The organism is Streptomyces sp. C1-1, from assembly GCF_050214755.1.
GTDB lineage: Bacteria > Actinomycetota > Actinomycetes > Streptomycetales > Streptomycetaceae > Streptomyces.
The window spans coordinates 3,941,093-3,962,344 of the sequence record NZ_CP189826.1 but is presented as its reverse complement, the minus strand read 5'-3'; the positions used below and the strand labels follow the sequence as shown (position 1 = coordinate 3,962,344).

At 63.1% G+C, this 21,252-nt stretch carries 15 protein-coding genes; 9 read left to right on the top strand and 6 right to left on the bottom strand.

Going from position 1 to position 21,252, the window contains the following annotated elements; all coding sequences use genetic code 11:
- The first annotated feature begins 37 nt into the window (after nucleotides 1-37).
- The 8 genes from ACQF4J_RS17880 (at nucleotide 38) to ACQF4J_RS17845 (ending at nucleotide 12,172) form a co-directional block, all read left to right on the top strand.
- Nucleotides 38-964, top strand: a complete 927-nt coding sequence (locus ACQF4J_RS17880; protein ID WP_427166113.1) for an ABC transporter permease — start codon at nucleotides 38-40, stop codon at nucleotides 962-964.
- Nucleotides 957-1,895: an ABC transporter permease gene (locus tag ACQF4J_RS17875; protein ID WP_427166111.1), complete on the top strand. Its 939-nt coding sequence runs from the start codon at nucleotides 957-959 to the stop codon at nucleotides 1,893-1,895. The genes ACQF4J_RS17880 and ACQF4J_RS17875 overlap by 8 nt, the downstream gene beginning before the upstream one ends.
- A gap of 11 nt (nucleotides 1,896-1,906) precedes the next feature.
- Nucleotides 1,907-2,968 (top strand): ABC transporter ATP-binding protein, encoded by a 1,062-nt coding sequence (locus tag ACQF4J_RS17870; RefSeq protein WP_427166110.1) that lies wholly within the window; start codon nucleotides 1,907-1,909, stop codon nucleotides 2,966-2,968.
- Complete coding sequence (locus ACQF4J_RS17865; protein WP_427166109.1) at nucleotides 2,961-4,109, top strand: ABC transporter ATP-binding protein; 1,149 nt, start codon at nucleotides 2,961-2,963, stop codon at nucleotides 4,107-4,109. Before ACQF4J_RS17870 ends, ACQF4J_RS17865 begins: the two co-directional genes overlap by 8 nt.
- Nucleotides 4,110-4,752: 643 nt before the next feature.
- Nucleotides 4,753-7,911, top strand: coding sequence for a lantibiotic dehydratase (locus ACQF4J_RS17860; protein ID WP_427166107.1), 3,159 nt, complete (start codon nucleotides 4,753-4,755; stop codon nucleotides 7,909-7,911).
- Complete coding sequence (locus ACQF4J_RS17855; RefSeq protein WP_427166106.1) at nucleotides 7,908-9,197, top strand: lanthionine synthetase C family protein; 1,290 nt, start codon at nucleotides 7,908-7,910, stop codon at nucleotides 9,195-9,197. Before ACQF4J_RS17860 ends, ACQF4J_RS17855 begins: the two co-directional genes overlap by 4 nt.
- 77 nt (nucleotides 9,198-9,274) lie before the next feature.
- Entirely contained in the window at nucleotides 9,275-10,189 is a 915-nt protein-coding gene (locus ACQF4J_RS17850) for a thiopeptide-type bacteriocin biosynthesis protein (protein ID WP_427166104.1), read from the top strand.
- Nucleotides 10,190-10,249: 60 nt separating this feature from the next.
- The gene (locus ACQF4J_RS17845) at nucleotides 10,250-12,172 is read left to right on the top strand and encodes an ABC transporter ATP-binding protein (protein WP_427166103.1); all 1,923 of its coding nucleotides are present in this window, start codon (nucleotides 10,250-10,252) and stop codon (nucleotides 12,170-12,172) included.
- 457 nt (nucleotides 12,173-12,629) lie between these two features.
- On the opposite strand, the gene ACQF4J_RS17840 is transcribed toward ACQF4J_RS17845, so the two are convergent.
- From ACQF4J_RS17840 to ACQF4J_RS17815, 6 genes are all read right to left on the bottom strand, one after another.
- Nucleotides 12,630-13,619, bottom strand: coding sequence for an ABC transporter ATP-binding protein (locus ACQF4J_RS17840; RefSeq protein ID WP_351800703.1), 990 nt, complete (start codon nucleotides 13,617-13,619; stop codon nucleotides 12,630-12,632).
- Nucleotides 13,616-14,614 (bottom strand): ABC transporter ATP-binding protein, encoded by a 999-nt coding sequence (locus ACQF4J_RS17835; RefSeq protein ID WP_427166100.1) that lies wholly within the window; start codon nucleotides 14,612-14,614, stop codon nucleotides 13,616-13,618. Before ACQF4J_RS17835 ends, ACQF4J_RS17840 begins: the two co-directional genes overlap by 4 nt.
- On the bottom strand, nucleotides 14,611-15,522 hold the full coding sequence (locus ACQF4J_RS17830; protein WP_351566413.1) for an ABC transporter permease: 912 nt from the start codon (nucleotides 15,520-15,522) through the stop codon (nucleotides 14,611-14,613). The genes ACQF4J_RS17835 and ACQF4J_RS17830 overlap by 4 nt, the downstream gene beginning before the upstream one ends.
- Nucleotides 15,519-16,550, bottom strand: a complete 1,032-nt coding sequence (locus ACQF4J_RS17825) for an ABC transporter permease (RefSeq protein WP_351566416.1) — start codon at nucleotides 16,548-16,550, stop codon at nucleotides 15,519-15,521. Before ACQF4J_RS17825 ends, ACQF4J_RS17830 begins: the two co-directional genes overlap by 4 nt.
- Before the next feature lie 7 nt (nucleotides 16,551-16,557).
- Nucleotides 16,558-18,429, bottom strand: coding sequence for an ABC transporter substrate-binding protein (locus ACQF4J_RS17820; protein WP_351800697.1), 1,872 nt, complete (start codon nucleotides 18,427-18,429; stop codon nucleotides 16,558-16,560).
- Between the two features lie 228 nt (nucleotides 18,430-18,657).
- Nucleotides 18,658-19,398, bottom strand: coding sequence for a class I SAM-dependent methyltransferase (locus ACQF4J_RS17815; RefSeq protein WP_427166097.1), 741 nt, complete (start codon nucleotides 19,396-19,398; stop codon nucleotides 18,658-18,660).
- Between the two features lie 219 nt (nucleotides 19,399-19,617).
- On the opposite strand from ACQF4J_RS17815, the gene ACQF4J_RS17810 reads away from it, so the two are divergent.
- Nucleotides 19,618-21,252: a peptide ABC transporter substrate-binding protein gene (locus tag ACQF4J_RS17810; RefSeq protein ID WP_427166095.1), complete on the top strand. Its 1,635-nt coding sequence runs from the start codon at nucleotides 19,618-19,620 to the stop codon at nucleotides 21,250-21,252.

Here is a 21,252-nt window from a genome sequence, read left to right as displayed (position 1 = left end):
GGCCACGGCCGGGTCGAGCACCCCTCTGGAGTACCCGATGGGCCGATACGTCGTGCGCCGCCTGCTGCAGGTGATCCCTGTGGTCATAGGCGTCACGTTCATCATCTTCTGCCTGGTCTTCGCACTGCCCGGCGACCCGATCCAGGCTCTGGCCGGCGACAAGCGCGCCGACCCCAACATCGCGGCGATCCTGCGCGCGCACTATCACCTCAATGAGCCGCTGTATCTGCAGTACTGGCACTACATCAGCGGCGTGTTCACCGGTGACCTCGGTGAGACGTACAACGGGCGTGCCATCTCCGACATCGTCTCGCAGCGGTTCCCCATCACCCTCAAGCTGGGCCTGACCGCCTTCGCCCTCGAGGCCGTGATCGGCATCGTCGCGGGCATCTTCTCCGCCCTGAAGAAGGGCAAGTTCCTCGACAACGTCGTGCTGATCTCGACGCTCGTGCTGATCTCGATCCCCGTCTTCGTCCTCGGTAGCGTGCTCCAGCTGGAGTTCGGCGTGAACCTGAAGATCACGCCCGTCGCCGGTATCGAGAAGGGCTGGCCGGACAGCTACATCCTCCCGGCCATCGTGCTCGCCTCGACTTCGATGGCGTACATCGCCCGTTTGGTGCGCACGAGCATGACCGAGTCGGTGCGTGCGGACTACGTCCGTACGGCGATCGCCAAGGGCCTGCCCCAGCGGCGGGTCATCGGCGTGCACGCGCTGCGCAACTCCCTGATTCCCGTGGTCACCTTCCTCGGTTTCGACCTGGGTGCTCTCATGGGTGGTGCCATCATCACCGAGCGGGTGTTCAACCTGCCCGGTATCGGTGGACAGTTGGCTCAGTCGGTCTATCTGCGCGAGCGGCCCGTCGTGGTCGGTCTGGTGACCCTGCTCGTCCTGATCTACCTGCTCGCCAACCTCCTCGTAGACCTGATGTACGCCGTGCTCGACCCGAGGATTCGCTATGAGTGAGAAGACGATAGAGAGGCCGACCACCGACGAGGACATCCTCGTCAAGGAGATCGAGGCCGAGGAGAAGGCGGCTGCCCGTCAGGCGAGCCTGATCAAGGACGGCTGGGCGGACCTGCGCAAGCGGCCCATGTTCCTGGTGTCCGCCTTCATCATCGTGTGCCTGCTCGCTCTGGCGATCGCGCCCAGCCTGTTCACGGGCCGCTCTCCCTACTCGGACGGTTTCTGCCAGCTGACGAACTCCATGGACGGGCCGTCCTCCGGGCACCTGTTCGGCTTCGACGTGCAGGGCTGCGACATCTATACGCGCACGGTGTACGGCACCCGCAACTCGATCGTCGTCGGTGTGGTGACGACCCTTGTCACCACACTCATCGGCGCTCTGCTGGGCATGCTGTCCGGTCTCGTCGGCGGCTGGGTGGACATGCTCCTCTCCCGCGTCACCGAGGTCTTCTCGGCTCTGCCGCTCATCATCGGCGGTCTGCTGATCATGTCCATCTGGGGCGGCGGCGACGTGTGGACCGTGTCGTTCATCATGGCGATCCTCGGCTGGCCGCAGGTCTTCCGGATCATGCGCGGCGAGGTCATCGCCAACAAGTACAACGACTACGTGACCGCTGCCCGGGCGTTGGGCGCCGACTCGTCCCGGATCGCGTTCCGGCACATCCTGCCGAACACGCTCGCCCCGGTCATCGTCATCACCACCATGAACCTCGGCGTCTACATCTCCGCCGAGGCCGCCCTGTCCTACCTCGGCATCGGTATCCAGTCCCCGAACATCTCCTGGGGCCTGATGATCAGTGACGCCCAGGACAGGTTCCTCACCTCGCCGCACGCGCTGCTGTTCCCGGCAGGCGCCCTGAGCATCACCGTGCTGGCGTTCATCGTGCTCGGCGACGTGGTCCGCGACGCCTTCGACCCCAAGATGCGCTGAGGGAGGCGTACGTGACCATCATCGACCCGACGGACGCCATCCCGGCTCCGCGCCCCGGCGACCCCGAGCGCACCGGCCCGCTCCTCGAAGTGCGGGACCTGCACGTGGAGTTCCAGACCCGAGAGGGCGTCGTCCGAGCCGTCAACGGCGTCAACTACTCCGTCAACTCCGGCGAGACTCTCGCCGTGCTCGGTGAGTCCGGCTCCGGCAAGTCCGTGACCGCACAGGCGATCATGGGGATCCTGGACATGCCGCCGGCCCGTATCCCCAAGGGAGAGATTCGCTTCTACGGCAAGGACATGCTCACCATGTCCAACGAGGAGCGGCGTAAGCTGCGTGGTGCGCGGATCGCGATGATCTTCCAGGACGCTCTGTCCGCGCTCAATCCCGTGCTGAGCGTGGGCTATCAGCTCGGCGAGATGTTCCGCGTCCATCAGGGCATGTCCCGCAAGGCGGCCAAGGCCAAGGCCGTGGAGCTGATGGACAAGGTGAAGATCCCGGCCGCCGCGGCCCGGGTGAACGACTACCCGCACCAGTTCTCGGGCGGTATGCGCCAGCGCATCATGATCGCCATGGCGCTCGCCCTGGAGCCGGACCTGATCATCGCCGACGAGCCGACCACGGCCCTCGACGTGACGGTCCAGGCCCAGGTGATGGACCTGCTCGCGGAGTTGCAGCGCGAGTATCAGATGGGCCTGATCCTGATCACCCACGACCTCGGCGTCGTGGCGGACGTGGCCGACAAGATCGCCGTGATGTACGCGGGCCGGATCGTGGAGACCGCCCCGGTGCACGAGCTGTACAAGCGCCCCGCGCACCCCTACACCCGCGGTCTGCTGGACTCGATCCCGCGCCTCGACCAGAAGGGCCAGGATCTGTACGCGATCAAGGGGCTGCCGCCGAACCTGCTGAAGGTACCGGCCGGTTGCGCCTTCAACCCCCGCTGCGAGAAGGCGCAGGACATCTGTCGCACCGACCGCCCGGCGCTGGTCCCGGTGACCGAGTCGGACGGCAGGGAACTGCCTGGTCGCGCGAGCGCGTGCCACTTCTGGAAGGAGACGATCCATGGCTGAGTCGACCACGACCGGCAAGCCGGAGGACGCGATGCCGAACGTCTCCGACGTCCAGGTCGCTGATGTGAGCAGCGAAGACGAGGCGGTGGCCGCCCTCGACGCGAAGGTGGGGCAGGGCGAACCCATCCTTCAGGTGCGTAACCTGGTCAAGCACTTTCCGCTGACGCGTGGCATCGTCCTCAAGCGTCAGGTCGGCGCCGTCAAAGCGGTCGACGGTGTCTCCTTCGACCTGTACCAGGGTGAGACCCTGGGCATCGTGGGCGAGTCCGGGTGTGGTAAGTCGACGGTGGCCAAGCTCCTGATGAACCTGGAGCGGGCAACAGCCGGCGAGATCTTCTACAAGGGCCAGGACATCACCCGGCTGTCCGGCAAGGCCCTCAAGGCCGTACGCCGCAACATCCAGATGATCTTCCAGGACCCCTACACCTCGCTCAACCCCCGTATGACGGTGGGCGACATCATCGGCGAGCCCTTCGACATCCACCCCGAGGTGGCCCCGAAGGGCGACCGGCGCCGCAAGGTGCAGGAGCTGCTGGACGTCGTCGGTCTGAACCCGGAGTACATCAACCGGTACCCACACCAGTTCTCGGGCGGTCAGCGCCAGCGCATCGGCATCGCCCGAGGCCTCGCGCTCAACCCCGAGGTCATCATCTGCGACGAGCCGGTCTCGGCCCTGGATGTGTCGGTGCAGGCGCAGGTCATCAACCTGATGGAGCGACTGCAGGACGAGTTCAACCTCTCCTACATCTTCATCGCGCACGACCTGTCGATCGTCCGGCACATCTCGGACCGGGTGGGTGTGATGTACCTGGGCAAGATGGCCGAAGTCGGCACCGACGAGCAGATCTACGAGCACCCGACGCACCCCTACACCCAGGCGCTGCTGTCGGCTGTGCCGGTGCCCGACCCGCAGGACCGCGAGCAGCGCGAGCGGATCATCCTGACCGGCGACGTGCCCTCCCCGGCGAACCCCCCGTCCGGCTGCCGCTTCCGCACCAGGTGTTGGAAGGCCAAGGACAAGTGCGCCGAGGAGGTCCCGCTTCTCGCGATCCCGGAGCGCTTCAAGGACACGGACTCGCCTGCGGCCCACGAGTCGGCATGCCACTTCGCCGAGGAGAAGGACGTCGTGGGCGCCAACTAATACGACACTGCCTCCATTCCAGGGTCTCACGGGTCCCGCGAGGGTGGTCGGTCACCGCCGATGCGCATGGTGACCGACCACCCTCATTTCTTTCCTTACGGCCATAAACATCAGCGGGACTATTTTCGGCCACTAGGGAGAACGAAAGGAGACAACATTCAGAATGATCTTTCGTTGTGTTGTGAAGCATGGAAAGATCGAACTGCTAGGTAAGTGCTTCTCGAAATTTCTCCGGGGATCTCCGGTGAGTGTTTTATTCATCGAATTATGGTGAGTCGAACGCAAGGGAAGCCTTTTCGATGCATCAGATCGTTCCGTCACTGAAGTCATTCGACGTCTCTGTCGAGGGACTTTGGTCCGATTGGAGGAATTCACATGGGCACTCCGATTTTCATTGAAGAAGAGATGGACGCGGATCTCGCGGATCTGGACCTCGACATCCGGACCACGTTGACTGGCGACGCAATGACCCAGCTGCGGCCGATGATGGCCACTCACCTCACCTGTGACCCCGGAACTGGAACGATGACCTCGTGTCAGCTCACCAGGGGATGCAACCCTCCCTGCTGCTGATCCATTGCCGGGTGGGATTAACTAAGAGTATCCCACCCGGCTTTCTTCGTGTACCAGAGAGAACAGGGCTATGGAGCAACAGAGCGTCTACAAAGCCGTGAATCCGATTACGTTGCGAGTCGCCACGCTGCAGCGTGATACATTCGGCGAAGTTTTTGCTGGCCTACGTGATGATTCCCTGCCAACCGATGCAGAGTTGGCGGATTACATCCGGACCATGGCAGAATTCCCTGAACTTGTAGAAGCTGTTGCTGTTTCCAGCCCAGTCCTGTTGAGAACGCTGGAGAAGGTCATTTCCGGCGATGAAACGAGGCGGAAGAGACTCCTAAGTACTGCCACTTCAATCACACGCTATGCGATTCGAATGAGTAGCCGTTCGACCCCCTTCGGATTGTACGCCGGGGTGACAGCAGCCCAGATCGGCACGACGGCATGTTCCACGATCGGTGATCATGCAAAAAAGATCGTCCGTTTGGACTCCGGCTGGTACGACAGCTTGTCGCGTGAGTGGATTTCCAGTCCCAACTTGAAGCCCACGCTGGAGGTTGTGTTGAACAACCTCTGCATGGTGCGTGGGGACCGACTTGTCGTTCCTCACGTACGGATTAGGCGAGAAAACAACGCTACAGAGGGCCAGATGCTCAGTCGAGAGACCTCGATGAGACTGACGCCTCTCCTGCAATGGATTTGCGGGCGTGCACATAAACCTATGCGTTATTCAAATTTGCTGTCAGAAGCAAAAGCTCGTTTCATACATGTTCCCGAGCAGAAACTCGACACCTTTCTCGAAAACCTTCTTGCCAATGATGTACTCCTGAGTAAAATATCTATCACCGCATTGGATGAGACGTCTCTCGCCGAAATGGAGAAAATAATTCCCTCTGAGGCATCAGAGGCGGTAGCTCTCAAGGAGCTGCGACAGTCCATTCAGGCCTACGCCGGCACACGAATGGGCCGAGGCAAAGATGCCTGGTCTCGCTTGCGAGCGACTGTTGCGCGTATACATGACGGAGACGGTGCGGATGTGAGCCCTCAGGTCGATGTACGTGCTGATGTGTCAGTCACTTTGCCTCAACATGTGATCAACGAGGTCGAGAACCTGGCCACGACCATCTGGAGGATTTCACCGGACGGCACGGCCTACACTCATATGCACCGATATCGTATCGCATTCTTTGAAAAATATGGACCGCACGGTGTAGTGCGACTGAAAGACCTTATCAATCCTCACATCGGACTCGGGTACCCGGAGGGCTATCTAAACCCAGCCAGTACCACCTCTTTCGGAATTGCCGGGAACCATAAAAGCCCCTCAATAGATGCGCGAGCAAAAACACTCGGATCATTGGCGTACAGAGGACTTTCTTCAGGAAATCGTGAGGTTGTCCTAACGGATGCCGATGTGAATCGCTTGAATAGCCGCCTGGGGTCGTCGCTCCCTTCCCAGGCAGTCGAGATATGCTTTCAGCTATTGGCCGATACTCTAGGTGCGGTCGATGAAAATGATTTTTGTCTGTGGGTTACGCCCACAGGTGGTTCGCTTACTGCGGGAGCTATGGCAGGTCGATTTTCCGATGTCATAGGCAATTCCGCCCAGCTTGGTCAACTTCTGTCTACAAATAGTGTCGATGCAATTGTGGCTCAAGTTGACTTTGCTCCAATATTGCCGCGAGCCATGAATGTGGTTCAAGGAAGACGCTTGGTCGACTACAGCATACCTGTGGGAGTCTTCCACGAAGACAGTGAGCACGGCGTCATTGATTGGCGTGATCTCATTGTGGCAGCGGATGGCGACGCATTGCACTTGTACTGGGAGTCCACTGGCCAGGAGGTTATCCCGGTCATTCCTCATACACTCTCTCTGTCCACTGCGGCACCCAACCTTGTAAGGTTTCTTGCAGAGCTGCGCTACGCCAATGAAACCAGGGTCTGGCAGCCCTGGGAGTGGGGAGAGATGTCATCGCTTCCCTGTCTTCCTCGTGTTCGATTCGGAAGCAGCATCATCGCTCCACTGACATGGAAGGTGAGTGCCGAACTGCAAACAGCGTCGCCCCAACAAATTGGCTGGGACGCAGCAGTTGCCGAGTGGCGTAAGCGCTTGAATGTTGACGCTCGAGTTCGGGTCATGAATCAGGATCAATACTGTGAAATAAATTTGAACAACGTTCTCCACCGTGAAATATTTCGTAGGGAAGTAGCGCAAGGAAACAGGCTCGTTACCGAAGTTCCAGGTGCTGTAGGCAAAGACTATGGATGGTTGCAAAATACCTGCAATGAATTCACGGTTCCGCTTCTTCCTAGGAAACCTCCCAGACAGAAATCTCGGCGACTGGATAAGGCAGATATCGAGAGATCCGAAAAGTCCTCATATCCTCCTGGAAGCGCCTGGGCGTATCTTGAGCTCGATTGCATACCTGAGATCCACAATGATCTGATCAAGAAACGTTTGCCGGAAATTTTGCAGGAAGTCTGGGATGGAATCGACCGCTGGTTCTTCATTCGCTACAATAAGCCTCGGCATCATATACGCCTCCGGCTCCGGAGCAATGAACCATCTATGCCTGCAGAAGTATGGAGCAGGATTCTGCAAATTTGCGCATCACTCCGAGAGGACGGATATATTTCTGACTTTAGGCTCTGTGCTTACGAGCCGGAGTTTTCTCGCTTTGGAGGAGTCGAGGGGGTGGATCTGGCGGAGCGGCTGTTCCATGCCGACAGTGAATGGGTGATCAACCTATTGCGGCTTGGCAATGGCGGGAATGACTTTGAAAACGACCAGATCGAACTGGCCAGTTACGGAATAATCTTGGACGCACTTGGCGACTGGGATTGGTGCGAGTGGGTTGCGGAGCATTTTCGACAGACGGGGCAAGATAATCAAGCGCCTCGCGGAGAGATTCAGCAGGCGGGGCGCATTGTTGAGCCCGGTATGACCCTCAAGAACCTGGCTCAAATCTTGCCCGATTCGGCACTGATTTCGGCCCAGAAACTGGCAGCTGCTGCCCGTGAAGTGGGAGAAAAGCTCCGTCCCGAACTGACTCAGTTGGCCGGGTGGACATGGCGTGACGAAGCTATTGGTTCCTTCCTGCATCTGCACCACAACCGGTTCATCGGTATCAGCCCTGATCGGGAGAAGCGTAGTTTGGCGCGCTTGTATCATATTTCGCGCATGTATCAGGGTCGCGCTCGGCACGGCATTATCCGCTCCTCTCTGAGGGGCGACTCATGAGCGGCGAAACCTCCTGGCGCCAGGACGTTGCGAAACGAATATCCGATCAAATTTCCGTGTATTTGAGCAACCCAGAAAATCTTGCCCCATCAAAAAATCCTGATCCGGTAGTCCGAGCTTCGCTTGCCAGCGGTTTCCCGGGCCTCTCGATAGTTTATGCGGCTCGCCTGCACCAAGGGAATAAGAAGGACAGGGCGACAGCTCATTGGTATCTCAAACAAGCAGCGGAAAACCTGAAACTGCGTGACCGTCAGGTTATGGGTCTGCACTATGATGCGTGTGGGCTAGGTTTCGCGCTATCCATGGCGCAGACTGCAGGTGGAGGATACACCGGCGCCCTTGCGCAGCTCGACGCGGAAGCAACAAGGAGCGCAGAAGCTCTATGCCGGCACGTCGATTCGATAGCCCTTGGGTCAATGGCGAGATTTGACGTATTGAATGGGCTGGCTGGTGTTGCTCGTTATCTTCTTATGCGTGATCCTCAAGGGCAAGCCCTGGAGCGTGTTCTCACGTGTTTGTGTGAGATGTTGATGCCTGCCGATCATTTCAATTGCAAGGTTCCGCGTTTCTGGTCGACGACTCCGCCGAACTGGCAACCAAAGACCCGCACGCATGCGTCGGAGGGTGGGCATCTGAATCTGGGATTGGCACATGGCATAGCTGGACCACTAGCCGTCTTGTCCATCGCCTCCCTGCATCAGGTTACGGTTCCTGGGCAGGATTTGGCTATTACTGGGATTGTTGAACTACTTGAGCGATTTCAAGGAATCGACGAATATGGGGTCTTTTGGCCAAATACCATAACTTTGGAGGAGTTCGATAGCCCGTCCATGAGACGTTCACGCAGCAGGGTTTCGTGGTGCTATGGAGCTCCTGGCGTTTCACGAGCTCTGCAGCTTGCCGGGCAAGCACACGGTAGGGACGATTGGCTGCACACTGCCCATTCTTCAGTGAGCGCCCTCTGTGCGCTCCCCATGGGGAAATGGATGGTTGACCATTGGTCAATGTGTCATGGCTGGGCTGGGATAATGCACATACTACGATACTTCACGGACGGCCGAGACGGTGATCAAGTTGGTAGGATGATCGACACTATCGCCGAAAAAATCTTCGACATTTTCGCCGAGGGGCTGCCCCCCCGCTTCGAGGTGGGAATGATGGACATCTCTCCTGGGAATCATCCGGCCGGAATTCTCGAGGGTATCGCAGGCCTCGGCCTCGCCCTTCAGTCTTACGCAGAACGGGAGGATTCAATTCCGTGGGACATAGCGTTTCTGATGCAGTAGACCTCGGAAAGGAAGCTGTGAGTCCACATCCCCTTGCATCCTCGCCTATTTCCGTTCAGGGAAGCACAATTAATACGTTGAGCTTCTTGCGTATGGTGACAGAATATCTTGAGTCCGGAAGTATTACCTCCGACTCCTCCCGTTTGGACGAGGCCGCCGACAGATTTATCCGGGCCGGCATTTCTGCTCTCGAGGAAAAGGAACTCAAGTCCTCTTGGATTGAGCGCCGATTGAATGTGGAAGGATTTGTCCCTCGGGAGATATATGTCCGGCTGAATAGTTTGGCTCAAGAATTGCTTGAGGAGAGGAGCGCTCGCAACTTCCATTTCATCCATAAGCCTCCGGGTGTGCGCATTAGGTTTGAGTCTCCCGCTCAGTCCCGCATCAGGGTGCGAGAGGCACTCCGCGAACTGTGCTCCGGGATTACTCGAGATGGTCTGGCGCTTCAACACCACCCGGCTGTGTATGAGCCTGAGTACAAACTGTTTGGTGGTGCGGAATCCATGGCCGGCGTGCATGGAATGTTCACGGCTGATTCCTTGGTATGGGTTGACTATTGGGGAAAACAACGGCAGGCGCCTGCTTGGGCCCTTTCACTCCGACTGATTCGATCCCTTTTTTCAGTTATGGAGATCGCAGACGTTGAGGATCGTGATGTCTGGGACCGTTTGGGCTGGCAGGCAGGCAGGAAGTTTGATGGAGATCAACCTTCGGGGTGGGCAGAGATCTCGCACAGGATTGGCTTGATGTGGAGTAACCCGGAACACCTATCTTCGATAACCGCGGCCATGGGCGGGAGGTGCTCCTCATTTGAAGATCGCGCGAAAGCCGAATGGGTGCAGTGGAATCGGGAGTACTTCCAAAGCGATTCCGCTGTTTTGGGACCTAGGCAGGCTGCAGCGTTTCTTATCGTATTTCATTGGAACCGCGCGCGACTTCCATTTTCCTGGCAAGCAGGCATTGCTACAGCGTTGGCAAACGTCACAATCTAGCGGGCGAAGCATTGCACGTAGTCCCCGGATTGCCTCTTGAGCTAGGAGTCAGGAGAGTACATGGCACAGCGGCTTCGGGCCCCAGGGGAAGATGACTCGTCAGCGGAAGGTTTCCTGTTTGGCGGTAAGCTGAGATACGACTTGGGTTTTAACCGCTACGAAGGTGCACTGTTGAAGCACTCTCTGTGGCAAGCAGGGAAGATGCTCCCTGCGATTGTTCGTCAAGTGTTGCGTATGGCATATCAGGCCGATCGCAGTGCGCTACGGCGAGTCGCTGTGTTGGAAATATTTCAGGGTATTGCTATGGCCATCATGCTAGCCGCGGCCAATAAGACAATATTGACTCTTCTGGCTCCGGATATCGATCTCGCTGCGGTTCGAAACGCCCTACCTTTCCTCATCAGTGTGGTTCTGGCCGGAGGGCTACGGTCGCTGGCATCAGCAATGTCTCAAGCTCATTTGGGCCGTCTTGAGCCTAAAATTGAACGTGTAGCGACCCAGCGTTACCTGGAGCGGGCTATCAGAGTTGAGCTGGCGTCCATTGAGGATCCGAAGTTTCACCGGCTTCTGGACTCGGCTCAGCACGGAGCCACGAGCGCACGCCGTGTCCTCCTCTACTGTGGAGCCATAGCGAACGCACTGATCACCTTTCTGTCCACTTCCGTGATCTTGTTTAGCGTCAACCCTTTTCTTCTTCCCCTTCTGGTGTTGGTCGCTGTGCCTCGTTCTTGGAGCGCGTTGAGGAACGCGCAAGCGCGCTACCTCTCTGCTCACACTTGGATCGAGCATGCTCGGGCGGCGAAATTGCTGAGTGCTCTGCTGATTGAGCGGGACTCTGCTCCCGAGATTCGGGTACATGGGGCCGGGGAATTTTTGCTGGAACAGTATGGAGAATTGGCGCGCTCGTCTGAAGAGGAGCAAACCCGACTGGCCAAGGCGGCTGCTCGGACACAGATGTTCGCTGCCCTCGTAACCGGCCTAGTGTGGGTTTTCGCATATTCGATCCTGGGGGCTCTTGTTGTCTGTGACGTGATGAAGCTGGCCACGGTCGGGACAGTCATCATTGCCGTTAGAATGGGCACGGCAAACTTCAGCTCCGTGATGATACAGGCCAACTCCCTTTATGAGGATGCGCTCTACGTAGCTGACCTTGGGCGGCTGTGCGAAGAAGCGGAATCTCGAGCCGTACCTCCCAGCGGTCAGAAGCTGGGAAAAGATATCGATGAGATAATTTTCGAGAAGGTAGAATTTAGTTACCCGAGTTCGGATCGACCTGCGCTCCGGGATGTGGATCTAGTGATTCCGAAGGGTAATGTAGTCGCTCTTGTGGGCGAAAATGGATCAGGAAAGACGACGCTGGTCAAGCTATTGGCTGGATTGTATAAGTCCGACTTGGGGCGGGTTTGTTGGGGCGACGTTGATGCCTCCCAAGCGGATCGCAGAGATCTTCAATCGCGCGTTGCAATGGTGGGGCAGGATTTTAAGCGTTGGCCTTTCACGGCACAGGCGAACGTGATGATCTCGCGTTCCGATGAGGGGGTAGACCATGTGAGGCTGCAAGAAGCGGCGGCTCACTCTGGCGTCGATAAAGTCATCGAACAGCTGCCATCTGGTTGGGGCACTCTGTTGGCTCGTGAATACCATGGCGGATTCGACATCTCCGGGGGGCAATGGCAACGACTAGGTATCGCGCGCGCCCGCTATCGCGATGCTCCCGTCCTGATTGTGGACGAGCCCACAAGTTCCTTGGATGCGCGCGCCGAAGCGGAGGTTTTCGAGAAGATCCTAAAGCGAAAACGAGAAGATCAAACGGTGGTACTCGTAACTCACCGGATGGCTTCTGTAAGAGCCGCCGACCTTGTTTATGTTCTCAAGGAGGGTCGCGTGGTCGAATCCGGTTCGCCTGATGAGCTCCTCACAAAAGGCGGTTTGTTCGCGGAGCTTTTTGGTATCCAAGCGAATGCCTATGCTCTGGATAACTGAAGTTTGAGCTGGCTGGTCCTGTTGAGATTCTCGTCTTGCTGGCATCAGGCGCTGCAGCTGACAATGTCTTTCGTGGATCCAGCGGGCTGTGGGCGCCGTGATCATCCGGGCCGATCAGATTGCGCCATCTTACGGCTTCCGGCACCTGAGTGATGGCGCGGAGAACATAGCTGGGGCGTCTTCTCGGCCCCCGGCACCCGGCGTCCTAGTCCTCTGGCTCCCAGGCCTGGGGCAGTTCGAAGCGATGTCGGACGCCGTTGAGTTCAGGGGGTCCTCCTGAACCCGCACTACAGGGCGAGGGCCATCTCAGCGGCCATGCCCCAGTCGGAGGCGGTGGCCCCGCTCGGCTTTCGTCGACAGCGGTGGCGGGGATTGTGCAGGCTGGGGTAAGACGGGTCCGGGTGCCGTCGGCGGAGGGCACAGGAACTCGTCTACTGACACAGTATGGCCGGCGAGTTTAAGTAGTCACCCGGGCGTGGGCCCAGTGGCAGGCCACCTGGGTCTCGTCCGTGCCGGTCAGGATGTCCAGGTCGCGGGTGCGGCATGCGTCCGCCACTCCGGCGCGGTCCGCCTCGCCGGTCGCCAGGATCTGGCAGCGGGCGTGGAAGCGGCAGCCGGAGGGGATGCGCGAGGGGTCGGGGGGTTCGCCGGTCAGGACCACCGGGTCGCCGGGCGCCTCCGGGAGGACCGACAGCAGGGCCTGGGTGTACGGGTGCCGGGGCGCCGTCAGGACCTGCTCCACCGTGCCCGTCTCCACGATCCGCCCCAGATACATCACCGCCACCCGGTCGGCGACGTTCCACGCCAGCCCCAGGTCGTGCGTCACCACCAGCGCGGACAGACCCAGTTCGGTGCGCAGACGCAGCAGCAGGGCGAGGATCTCACCGCGCACGGAGGCGTCCAGCGAGGCCACCGGCTCGTCGGCGACGATGAGTTCGGGCTGCAGGACCAACGCGCCCGCGATGACGACCCGTTGGCGCTGACCCCCGGACAGCTCGTGCGGGTAGCGCAGGAAGAACCGTTCGGGTGGGCGGAGTCCCGCGCGGGCGAGGGCCTCGGCGACCGCCGCCCGTTCGTCGCCCGGGTGCCGGTGGATGCGCAGGCCCTCGGCCACCGCCTCGTACACCGTGTGCCGCGGGTTCAGCGAGCCGCTGGGGTCCTGCAGCACCAGCTGGACGCGTCGCCGGTAGGCCTTCAGCGCCCGGGACGAGTACTCCAGCGGCTTCCCGTCGAAGCGCACGCTCCCCGAGGACGGCTCGACCAGCCCGAGCAGCGAGCGCGCCAGCGTCGTCTTGCCGCAGCCCGACTCGCCGACCAGCGCCACGATCTCCCCGGCGCCGATGTCCAGTTCCACGCCGTCCACCGCCCGGGCCGGCGCGGCGCCGTGCCGGCCGGGGAAGGTCACGTGCAGGTCCCGCGCGCTCAGCAGGGGCGCCGAAGTCGTCATGTCGTGCTCCTCACGTCCTCCGCCGGGCCGGCCGGCGGCGGAACCGTCGCCCCGACGTGCACACAGGCCGCCCGGCGGCCGGGCCCGGCCTCCCTCAGCGGCTGGTCCAGCACCGCGCACTCGTCCAGGGCGACCGGACAACGCGGGTGGAACGTGCAGCCGGACGGCAGGTCCGCCGGGTCCGGCGGGTCACCGGCCAGCCCGCGCGGGGCGAACCGGGACGCCGGGTCGCCGATGCGCGGAAACGCCGACGACAGAGCCTTGCCGTACGGGTGCAGCGCGTCCTCGTACACCGCCCGCGCGGGGCCCTCCTCGACCACCCGGCCCGCGTACATCACGGCCAGCCGGTCGCAGGTGTCGGCGAGGACCGCCAGATCATGGCTGATCATGATCAGGCCCAGCTCCTGCTCGGACACGAGCTGTTCGATGAGCCGGAGGATCTGCGCCTGGATCATCACGTCCAGGGCGGTGGTCGGCTCGTCGGCGACGACCAGCCGCGGGTCGCAGGCCAGCGCCATGGCGATCATGACGCGCTGCCGCTGGCCGCCGGAGAGCTCGTGCGGATACGCCCTCGCCCGCGCGGCCGGCAGACCCACCTGCTCCAGCAGCTCACCGGCCCGCCGCTTCGCCGCCGGCGGGGTCGCGTCGCCGTGCAGCAGGATCGGCTCGGCGATCTGGTCGCCTACGCGGTGCACGGGGTTGAGCGAGTGCATGGCCCCCTGGAACACGATCGAGGCGCCCGCCCAGCGCACCGCGCGCACCCGCCCCCACCGCATCGTCAGGACGTCCTCGCCGTCGAGCAGGACCTGACCGCCCACCTTCGTGCCGGCCGGCAGCAGCCGCAGCAGGGCCAGCGCCAGCGTGGACTTGCCGCAGCCCGACTCACCGGCGACCCCGAGCTTGCGGCCCGCCTCCAGCGACAGGTCCACCCCCCGTACGGCCTCGGCCCCGCCCGGATACGTCACGGTCAGACCCCGGACCTCCAGCAGCGTCAACGGGTCACCCCCAGCCTGGGATTGAGCACGGACTCCACCGCCCGCCCGCACAGCGTGAACGCCAGCGCCACCAGCGCGATCGCGATGCCCGGCGGTACCAGGTACCACCAGTCGCCGGCGCTGACCGCGCCCGCCTCGCGCGCGTCCTGCAGCAGCCCGCCCCACGAGATCACCGTGGGATCGCCGAGCCCGAGGAAGGCGAGCGTCGCCTCGGCGAGGACGGACGAGGAGATCATCAGCGTGGTCTGCGCCAGCACCAGCGGCATCACGTTGGGCAGCACATGCCGGCTCATGATGTGCCAGTGCCCGCCGCCGAGCGCCTTCGCCCGTTCGATGTACGGCCGTGACTCCACCGCCAGTGTCTGGGCGCGCACCAGCCGGGCCGTCGTCGGCCAGGAGGTGACGCCGATCGCGAGGATCACCGTGCCCAGGGAGCGGGACATCACGGTGGCCAGCGCGATGGCCAGTACCAGCGCCGGCATCACCAGGAACCAGTCCGTGATCCGCATCAGCACGGTCGCGTACGCGCCCTTGAAGTGCCCGGCGGTGACCCCGACGACCGTGCCGATCACCACCGACAGCACGGCCGCGAGCAGCCCGACCAGCAGCGAGACCCGTGAACCCCACACCACCAGCCCCAGCACACTGCGCCCGAACCGGTCGGTGCCCAGCGGGAAGTCGAGGCTCGGCGCCTGCAGCGGAGCGCCGGGGGCGTCGGTCACGCCGGCCACGTCGGACCCGACGGTCAGCGGCGCGGTGAGTGCCATCAGCGCGAACAGGACGAGCGCGGCCAGGCCGATCAGCCCGGCGCGGTGGGTGCGGTAGCTGCGCCAGAACCGGGCGGCGGACAGGCGGCGGCGCTGCCGGGCGAGCCGGCCGGGGGTCGCCGGTGCCACGTCGGCGGTCATCGGCCCACCCGGGGGTCGAGCAGCGGATAGAGCAGGTCGGCCAGCGTGTTCATGACGATCACCGCCGAGGCGAAGAAGAGGAACAGGCCCTGCACGAGTGGCAGGTCGGGCACGCTCAGCGCCTGGTAGAACAGTCCGCCCAGGCCCGGCCAGGAGAAGACCGTCTCGACCAGGATGACGCCCGCGACGGTCCGGCCGAGGTTGACGAAGACGAGGGTGACCGTGGGCAGCAGCGCGTTCGGTACGGCGTGCCGGCGGCGCACCAGGTCGTCCCTGAGCCCCTTGGCGCGGGCCGTCGTGAGGTAGTCGCTGCCCATCTCGTCCAGCAGCGCGGAGCGGGTGACGAGGAGCGTCTGGCCGTACTCGACGGCGACCAGGGTGATGACCGGCAGGACCAGGTGGTGGGCGACGTCGAGGACGTAGGCGAAGCCCTCCTTGCCGCCCGACTCCATGCCGCCGGTCGGGAACAGCCCGGGGATCGGGCCGAGGCCCACGGCGAACACGATGATCATCAGCAGGCCGAGCCAGAAGGACGGCACGGAGTAGAGGGTGAGCGCCAGGCCGGTGTTGAGCTTGTCGCCGAGCTTTCCGTGCCGCCAGGCCGAGCGGGTGCCGAGGAACATGCCGAGCGCGGTGTAGAGCACGAAGGCGGTGCCCGTCAGCAGCAGCGTGTTCGGCAGCGCCTCCGTGATCTTGTCGATGACCGGGGCGCGGAACTGGTACGACGTGCCCAGGTCACCGGTGAGCGCCTTGCGGCAGTAGTCGGTGAACTGCTCCCACATCGGCAGGTCGAGCCCGAACTCCTTGCGGTACTCGGCCAGTTGAGCGGCGGAGACCGGCCGGCCGCCCGTCATGGTCTTGACCGGGTCGCCCGGGATCAGCCGGAACAGGAAGAACCCGGTGACCAGGACGGCCAGCAGCGAGACGGCGGCCCCGCCCGCCTTGCCGGCCACGTACCGGGGATAGGCGGTGCCGGTACGGGGCCGTCTCGCCCGGGCGACGGGCGCGGTGACTGCGTCGGAGACCATGAACCACCTATTCGCGGTCGTCGGCGGTGGTACGGCGGCGCATCGCGAGGAACACACCGGCGGCGGCGAGGACCACGACCCCCACGACGACGCCGACGATCACCCCGGTCGAGGAACTCCCGGAGGAGGAGCCGGAGTCCGCGGGCACGGCCGACCACCAGCTCCAGTAGCCGTCCTGGCCGTAGATGTTGCCGGCGGACTTCGGCATCGTCGTGATCGACTTGATCTGGTCGGTGCGGTAGGCCTCGACGGCGTTCGGGTACGCCATGACGTTCATGTACCCCAGGTCGTACAGCCGCGACTCCATCTTCTTGACGATGTCGGCCCGTTTGGCGGAGTCGTACTCGGCGAGCTGCTTGGCGTACAGCTCGTCGTAGGTCTTGTCGCAGATGAAGTTGTCGGTCGCGCCGGTGTCCTTCGGGGTGGCCGGCAGGGCCCCGCAGGTGTGGATCGACAGGACGAAGTCGGGGTCTGGGTTGACCGACCAGCCGTCGAAGGCGAGGTCGTACTTCCCGGCGAGCCAGGGGTCGGTGACGTTGTCCAGGCAGTCCAGCGTCATGCCGATGCCGAGCTTGCCCCACCACTCCTTGAGGTACTGGCCGACCGCCTTGTCGTTGGGGTCGGTGGCGTGGCACAGGACGCGGTAGTTCAGCGGCTTGCCGTCCTTGCCGGTCCGCTTTCCGTCGGCGTTCTTCTTGTAGCCCGCCTGGTCGAGGAGTTGAGCGGCCTTGGCGGGGTCGTAGGAGAGGTCCTGGCTCGCGGAGGGCTTCCAGAAGTACGTCGAGAAGCGGGGCGGGATGTAGCCCTGGCCCTCGACCGCCTGGCCCTGGAACACCTTGTCGATGACGGCCTTGCGGTCGACCGCCATGAACAGCGCGTTGCGCACCCGCTGGTCCAGCAGGGACGGGTCGCCGTCGCCGAACTTCTGGCCGTTCCTCGCCTTCGCGCCCGGGTTGGTGGCCAGGGCGTAGAAGCGTCGGCCCGGGCCCTCGTTGACGTGGATGTCCTTCTGGCCCTTGAGGGACGCCGCCTGAGCGGGCGTCAGGGCGGGCTGGCCCGCGACGAAGGAGACCTCGCCCTTGCGCAGGGCGGCGACCGCGGCGTCCTGGTCCTTGTAGTACTTGAAGACCAGCTGGTCGAACTTCGGCGCCCCGCGCCAGAAGTCCTTGTTCGCCTTCAGCCGGACGTAGCTGTCCGCCTTGTAGTCGGTGAGCACGAACGGCCCGTCACCGACGATGGGGAAGGACTTGTCGTTGTTGAACTTCGAGAAGTCCTTGACGTCCTTCCAGATGTGCTCGGGCACGATCGGCACGTCCAGGGCCGTCATCGTCGCCTGCGGCTTCTTCAGCCGGATGACCAGCTGCGTGGGGCTCGGCGCGGACACCGAACGGAAGTTGGCGACGAAACTGCCGTTCGCCGTCGCCGCCGCCTCGTCCGTCATCATCTTGTCGAACGTCCAGGCCGCGTCCTGGGCGGTCACCTTCTGCCCGTCCGACCATTTTGCGTCCGAGCGGATCGTGTACGTCCAGGTGAGCTTGTCGGCGGACGGCTTCCAGCTGGTGGCGAGGCCCGGCACCGGGTGCGCGTCCCCGGGGTCGTAGTCGGTGAGGTACTCGTACGTCAGCCGCAGGATGCTCGTGCTGAGCAGCCGTACCGCGAGGAAGGGGCTGAGCGAGTCGACGCTCTGGGCGACCGCGACGGTGAGCGTCTTCTTGCCCTCGGCGGCCTGGGCCCGCTGGGGCGCCGGGTTGAGCGGGGTCGCGAGGCCTGCCGACAGGGTCAGCGCGACGGCTCCGCCGGCCGCGACGAGCCGGGCCGTACGGTGGCGTGGGCTTCTCGGCTGTGAACGCCTTGTGCCGTGCTGGTCTTGTGGACTCATGAATCGTGACCTCGCGTCATCGCTCGCACAGGGAGGGCTTGTTCGGACTTCAGTACCGGGTTCCGCCTGGTGACGCCAGCTGGGTGATGTGTGTGTCTATCAGCGGGTGTCTGCGCGCGTCAACGGCCCGCCAAACCTGATGTGGCCTGCGGAAACGGTGATTTGATGTTCGATCAGGCCAATATTGGTAGAGACCGGTGAAGGGGGCCTGGTGGAGGGCTGACGCCGTCAGCGCATGGATTCAGCCACCGTGATGATCTCGTGACTGTCGGCCTTCAGGGGGCCGCGTTCCCAGTCGCCGTACTGTTCCGCCACGCGAAGGCCCGCTCCGTCGAGCAACCGTGACAGGGCGTCGGCCGAAAGGAAGCGCCGGGTGGAGCGGCACGTCTGCGGGCGGGGCCAGGGGCCGCCCTCGAACGTCGTCGTGAAGGTCACCCGTTCGCCGCCGCCGGCCCCCTCGACCTCGCGCCACACCCGTATGGCACGGCCGTCCGGGCCGGTGACCCGGCGCACGTGCTTCGGCGTCCACCGCGACCAGGCGCCCGCCGCCGGATTCCGCGTGCCGAACACGAACCGCCCGCCGGGGGCCAGGGCGGCGCGCACACCGCTCAGCGCGCGCCGCAACTCCTCGTCGCCCACGAACACCTGGAAGGTGTGCCCGGTCATCAGGACCAGCTCGAACTCGCCACGCCACGCCCGCGACCCCAGATCCCCGAGCACCCATTCGACCCCGGGTGCACGCCGCCGTGCCTGGACGAGCAGCGCGGCCGCCGGATCCAGCCCCGTCAGCCGCCCCCGGTGCCCCGCCCCACGGGCCCGCGCGAGCAGCCGCCCGGTGCCGCAGCCCGCGTCGAGCACCGACGGGGCGGACATCACCAGCCCCAGACAGAACTCGTCGCCCGGCCCCCACGGATGGAGGGCGTCGTAGAGGGAGGCGAGGGAAAGATCGGCGAACGGTCGGTCGACCACGCGCGGAAGTGTGTCACAAGCCACCGAACACAAGGACACGAACAACCGTCTTCTTGCCTCCCCCAACCCCCGTTCTTGCCTTCACCGACCGCTGCCGCTCCGCCGCTCAGCAAGCCGGAACCCACCACCGTCCTGCGAATGGGCGCGTCGGGGGTGCGGGAGATCGTTATTGATCACATATTGGCCGATATCGGACCGGGATTCCTGAGGAGGCACTCCATGCGCGGAGCGCACGCCAAGTGGGCCGCATGCGCGACGGCGGTCGCACTCGCCGTGACGGCCTGCGGGGGCGGGGGGAGCGACAGCGGAGTTGGCAGCGGGTCCGGCAGTGGGGTGCTCAGCTCGTCCTGGGGCGATCCGCAGAACCCGTTGGAACCGGCCAACACCAACGAGGTGCAGGGCGGCAAGGTCCTCGACATGATCTTCCGTGGGCTGAAGCGGTACGACCCCAAGACGGGCGCGGCCCAGGACATGCTCGCCGAGAAGATCGACACCACGGACTCGCAGAACTTCACGATCACCGTCAAGAGCGGCTGGAAGTTCAGCAACGGCGAGGCCGTCAACGCCAAGTCCTTCGTCGACGCGTGGAACTACGGCGCCAGCCTGAAGAACAACCAGAGGAACGCGTACTTCTTCGGCTACATCGAGGGATACGACAAGACGCACCCGGACACCGGCAAGCAGACCGCGGACACCCTCTCCGGCCTCAAGGTCACCGGCGACCGCACCTTCACCGTCAAGCTCACGCAGAAGTTCTCGACCTTCCCCGACACCCTCGGCTACGCGGCCTACTCCCCGCTGCCCCAGGCCTTCTTCACCGACCACGCCTCCTGGATCGCCGAGCCGGTCGGCAACGGCCCGTACACGGTGCAGTCGTACACCAAGGGCTCGAAGATGTCCCTGCGCAAGTGGGACGCCTACCCCGGCAGCGACAAGGCGCAGAACGGCGGCGTCGACCTCAAGGTCTACACCGACAACAACACCGCCTACACCGACCTGATGGCCGGCAACCTCGACCTCGTCGACGACATCCCCGCCGCCCAGCTCAAGAACGTCAAGAACGACCTCGGCGACCGTTACCTCAACACCCCCGCCGGCATCATCCAGACGCTCGCCTTCCCGTACTCCGACAAGAACTGGAACACGAGCGGCTCGGTGAAGGTCCGCAAGGGCCTGTCCATGGCGATCAACCGCGAGCAGATCACCGAGACGATCTTCCAGAAGACCCGCACCCCCGCCGGCGACTGGACCTCGCCCGTGCTCGGCACCAAGGGCGGCTTCCAGGACGGGCTGTGCGGAGACGGCTGCACCTACAACCCCGGCGAGGCCAAGAAGCTCGTCCAGGAGGGCGGCGGCCTGCCCGGCGGCCAGGTCAAGATCACGTACAACGCGGACACGGGCTCGCACAAGGAGTGGGTGGACGCCGTGTGCAACTCCATCAACAACGCCCTCGGCAACAACAAGGCCTGCGTGGGCAACCCGGTCGGCACCTTCGCGGACTTCCGCAACCAGATCGGGCAGCACAAGATGAGCGGGCCGTTCCGGGCCGGCTGGCAGATGGACTACCCGCTCATCCAGAACTTCCTGCAGCCGCTGTACTACACCAACGCCTCCTCCAACGACGGCCAGTGGTCCAACAAGGACTTCGACAACCTCGTCAACCAGGCCAACGCCGAGACCGACACCGCCAAGGCGATCGGCCTCTTCCAGAACGCCGAGAAGGTCGTCCGCGACAACATGGCCGCCATCCCGCTGTGGTACCAGAACGGCAGCGCCGGCTGGACCGACCGCCTCTCGAACGTGGCCCTCAACCCGTTCAGCGTCCCGGTGTACAACGAGATCAAGGTCGGCTGA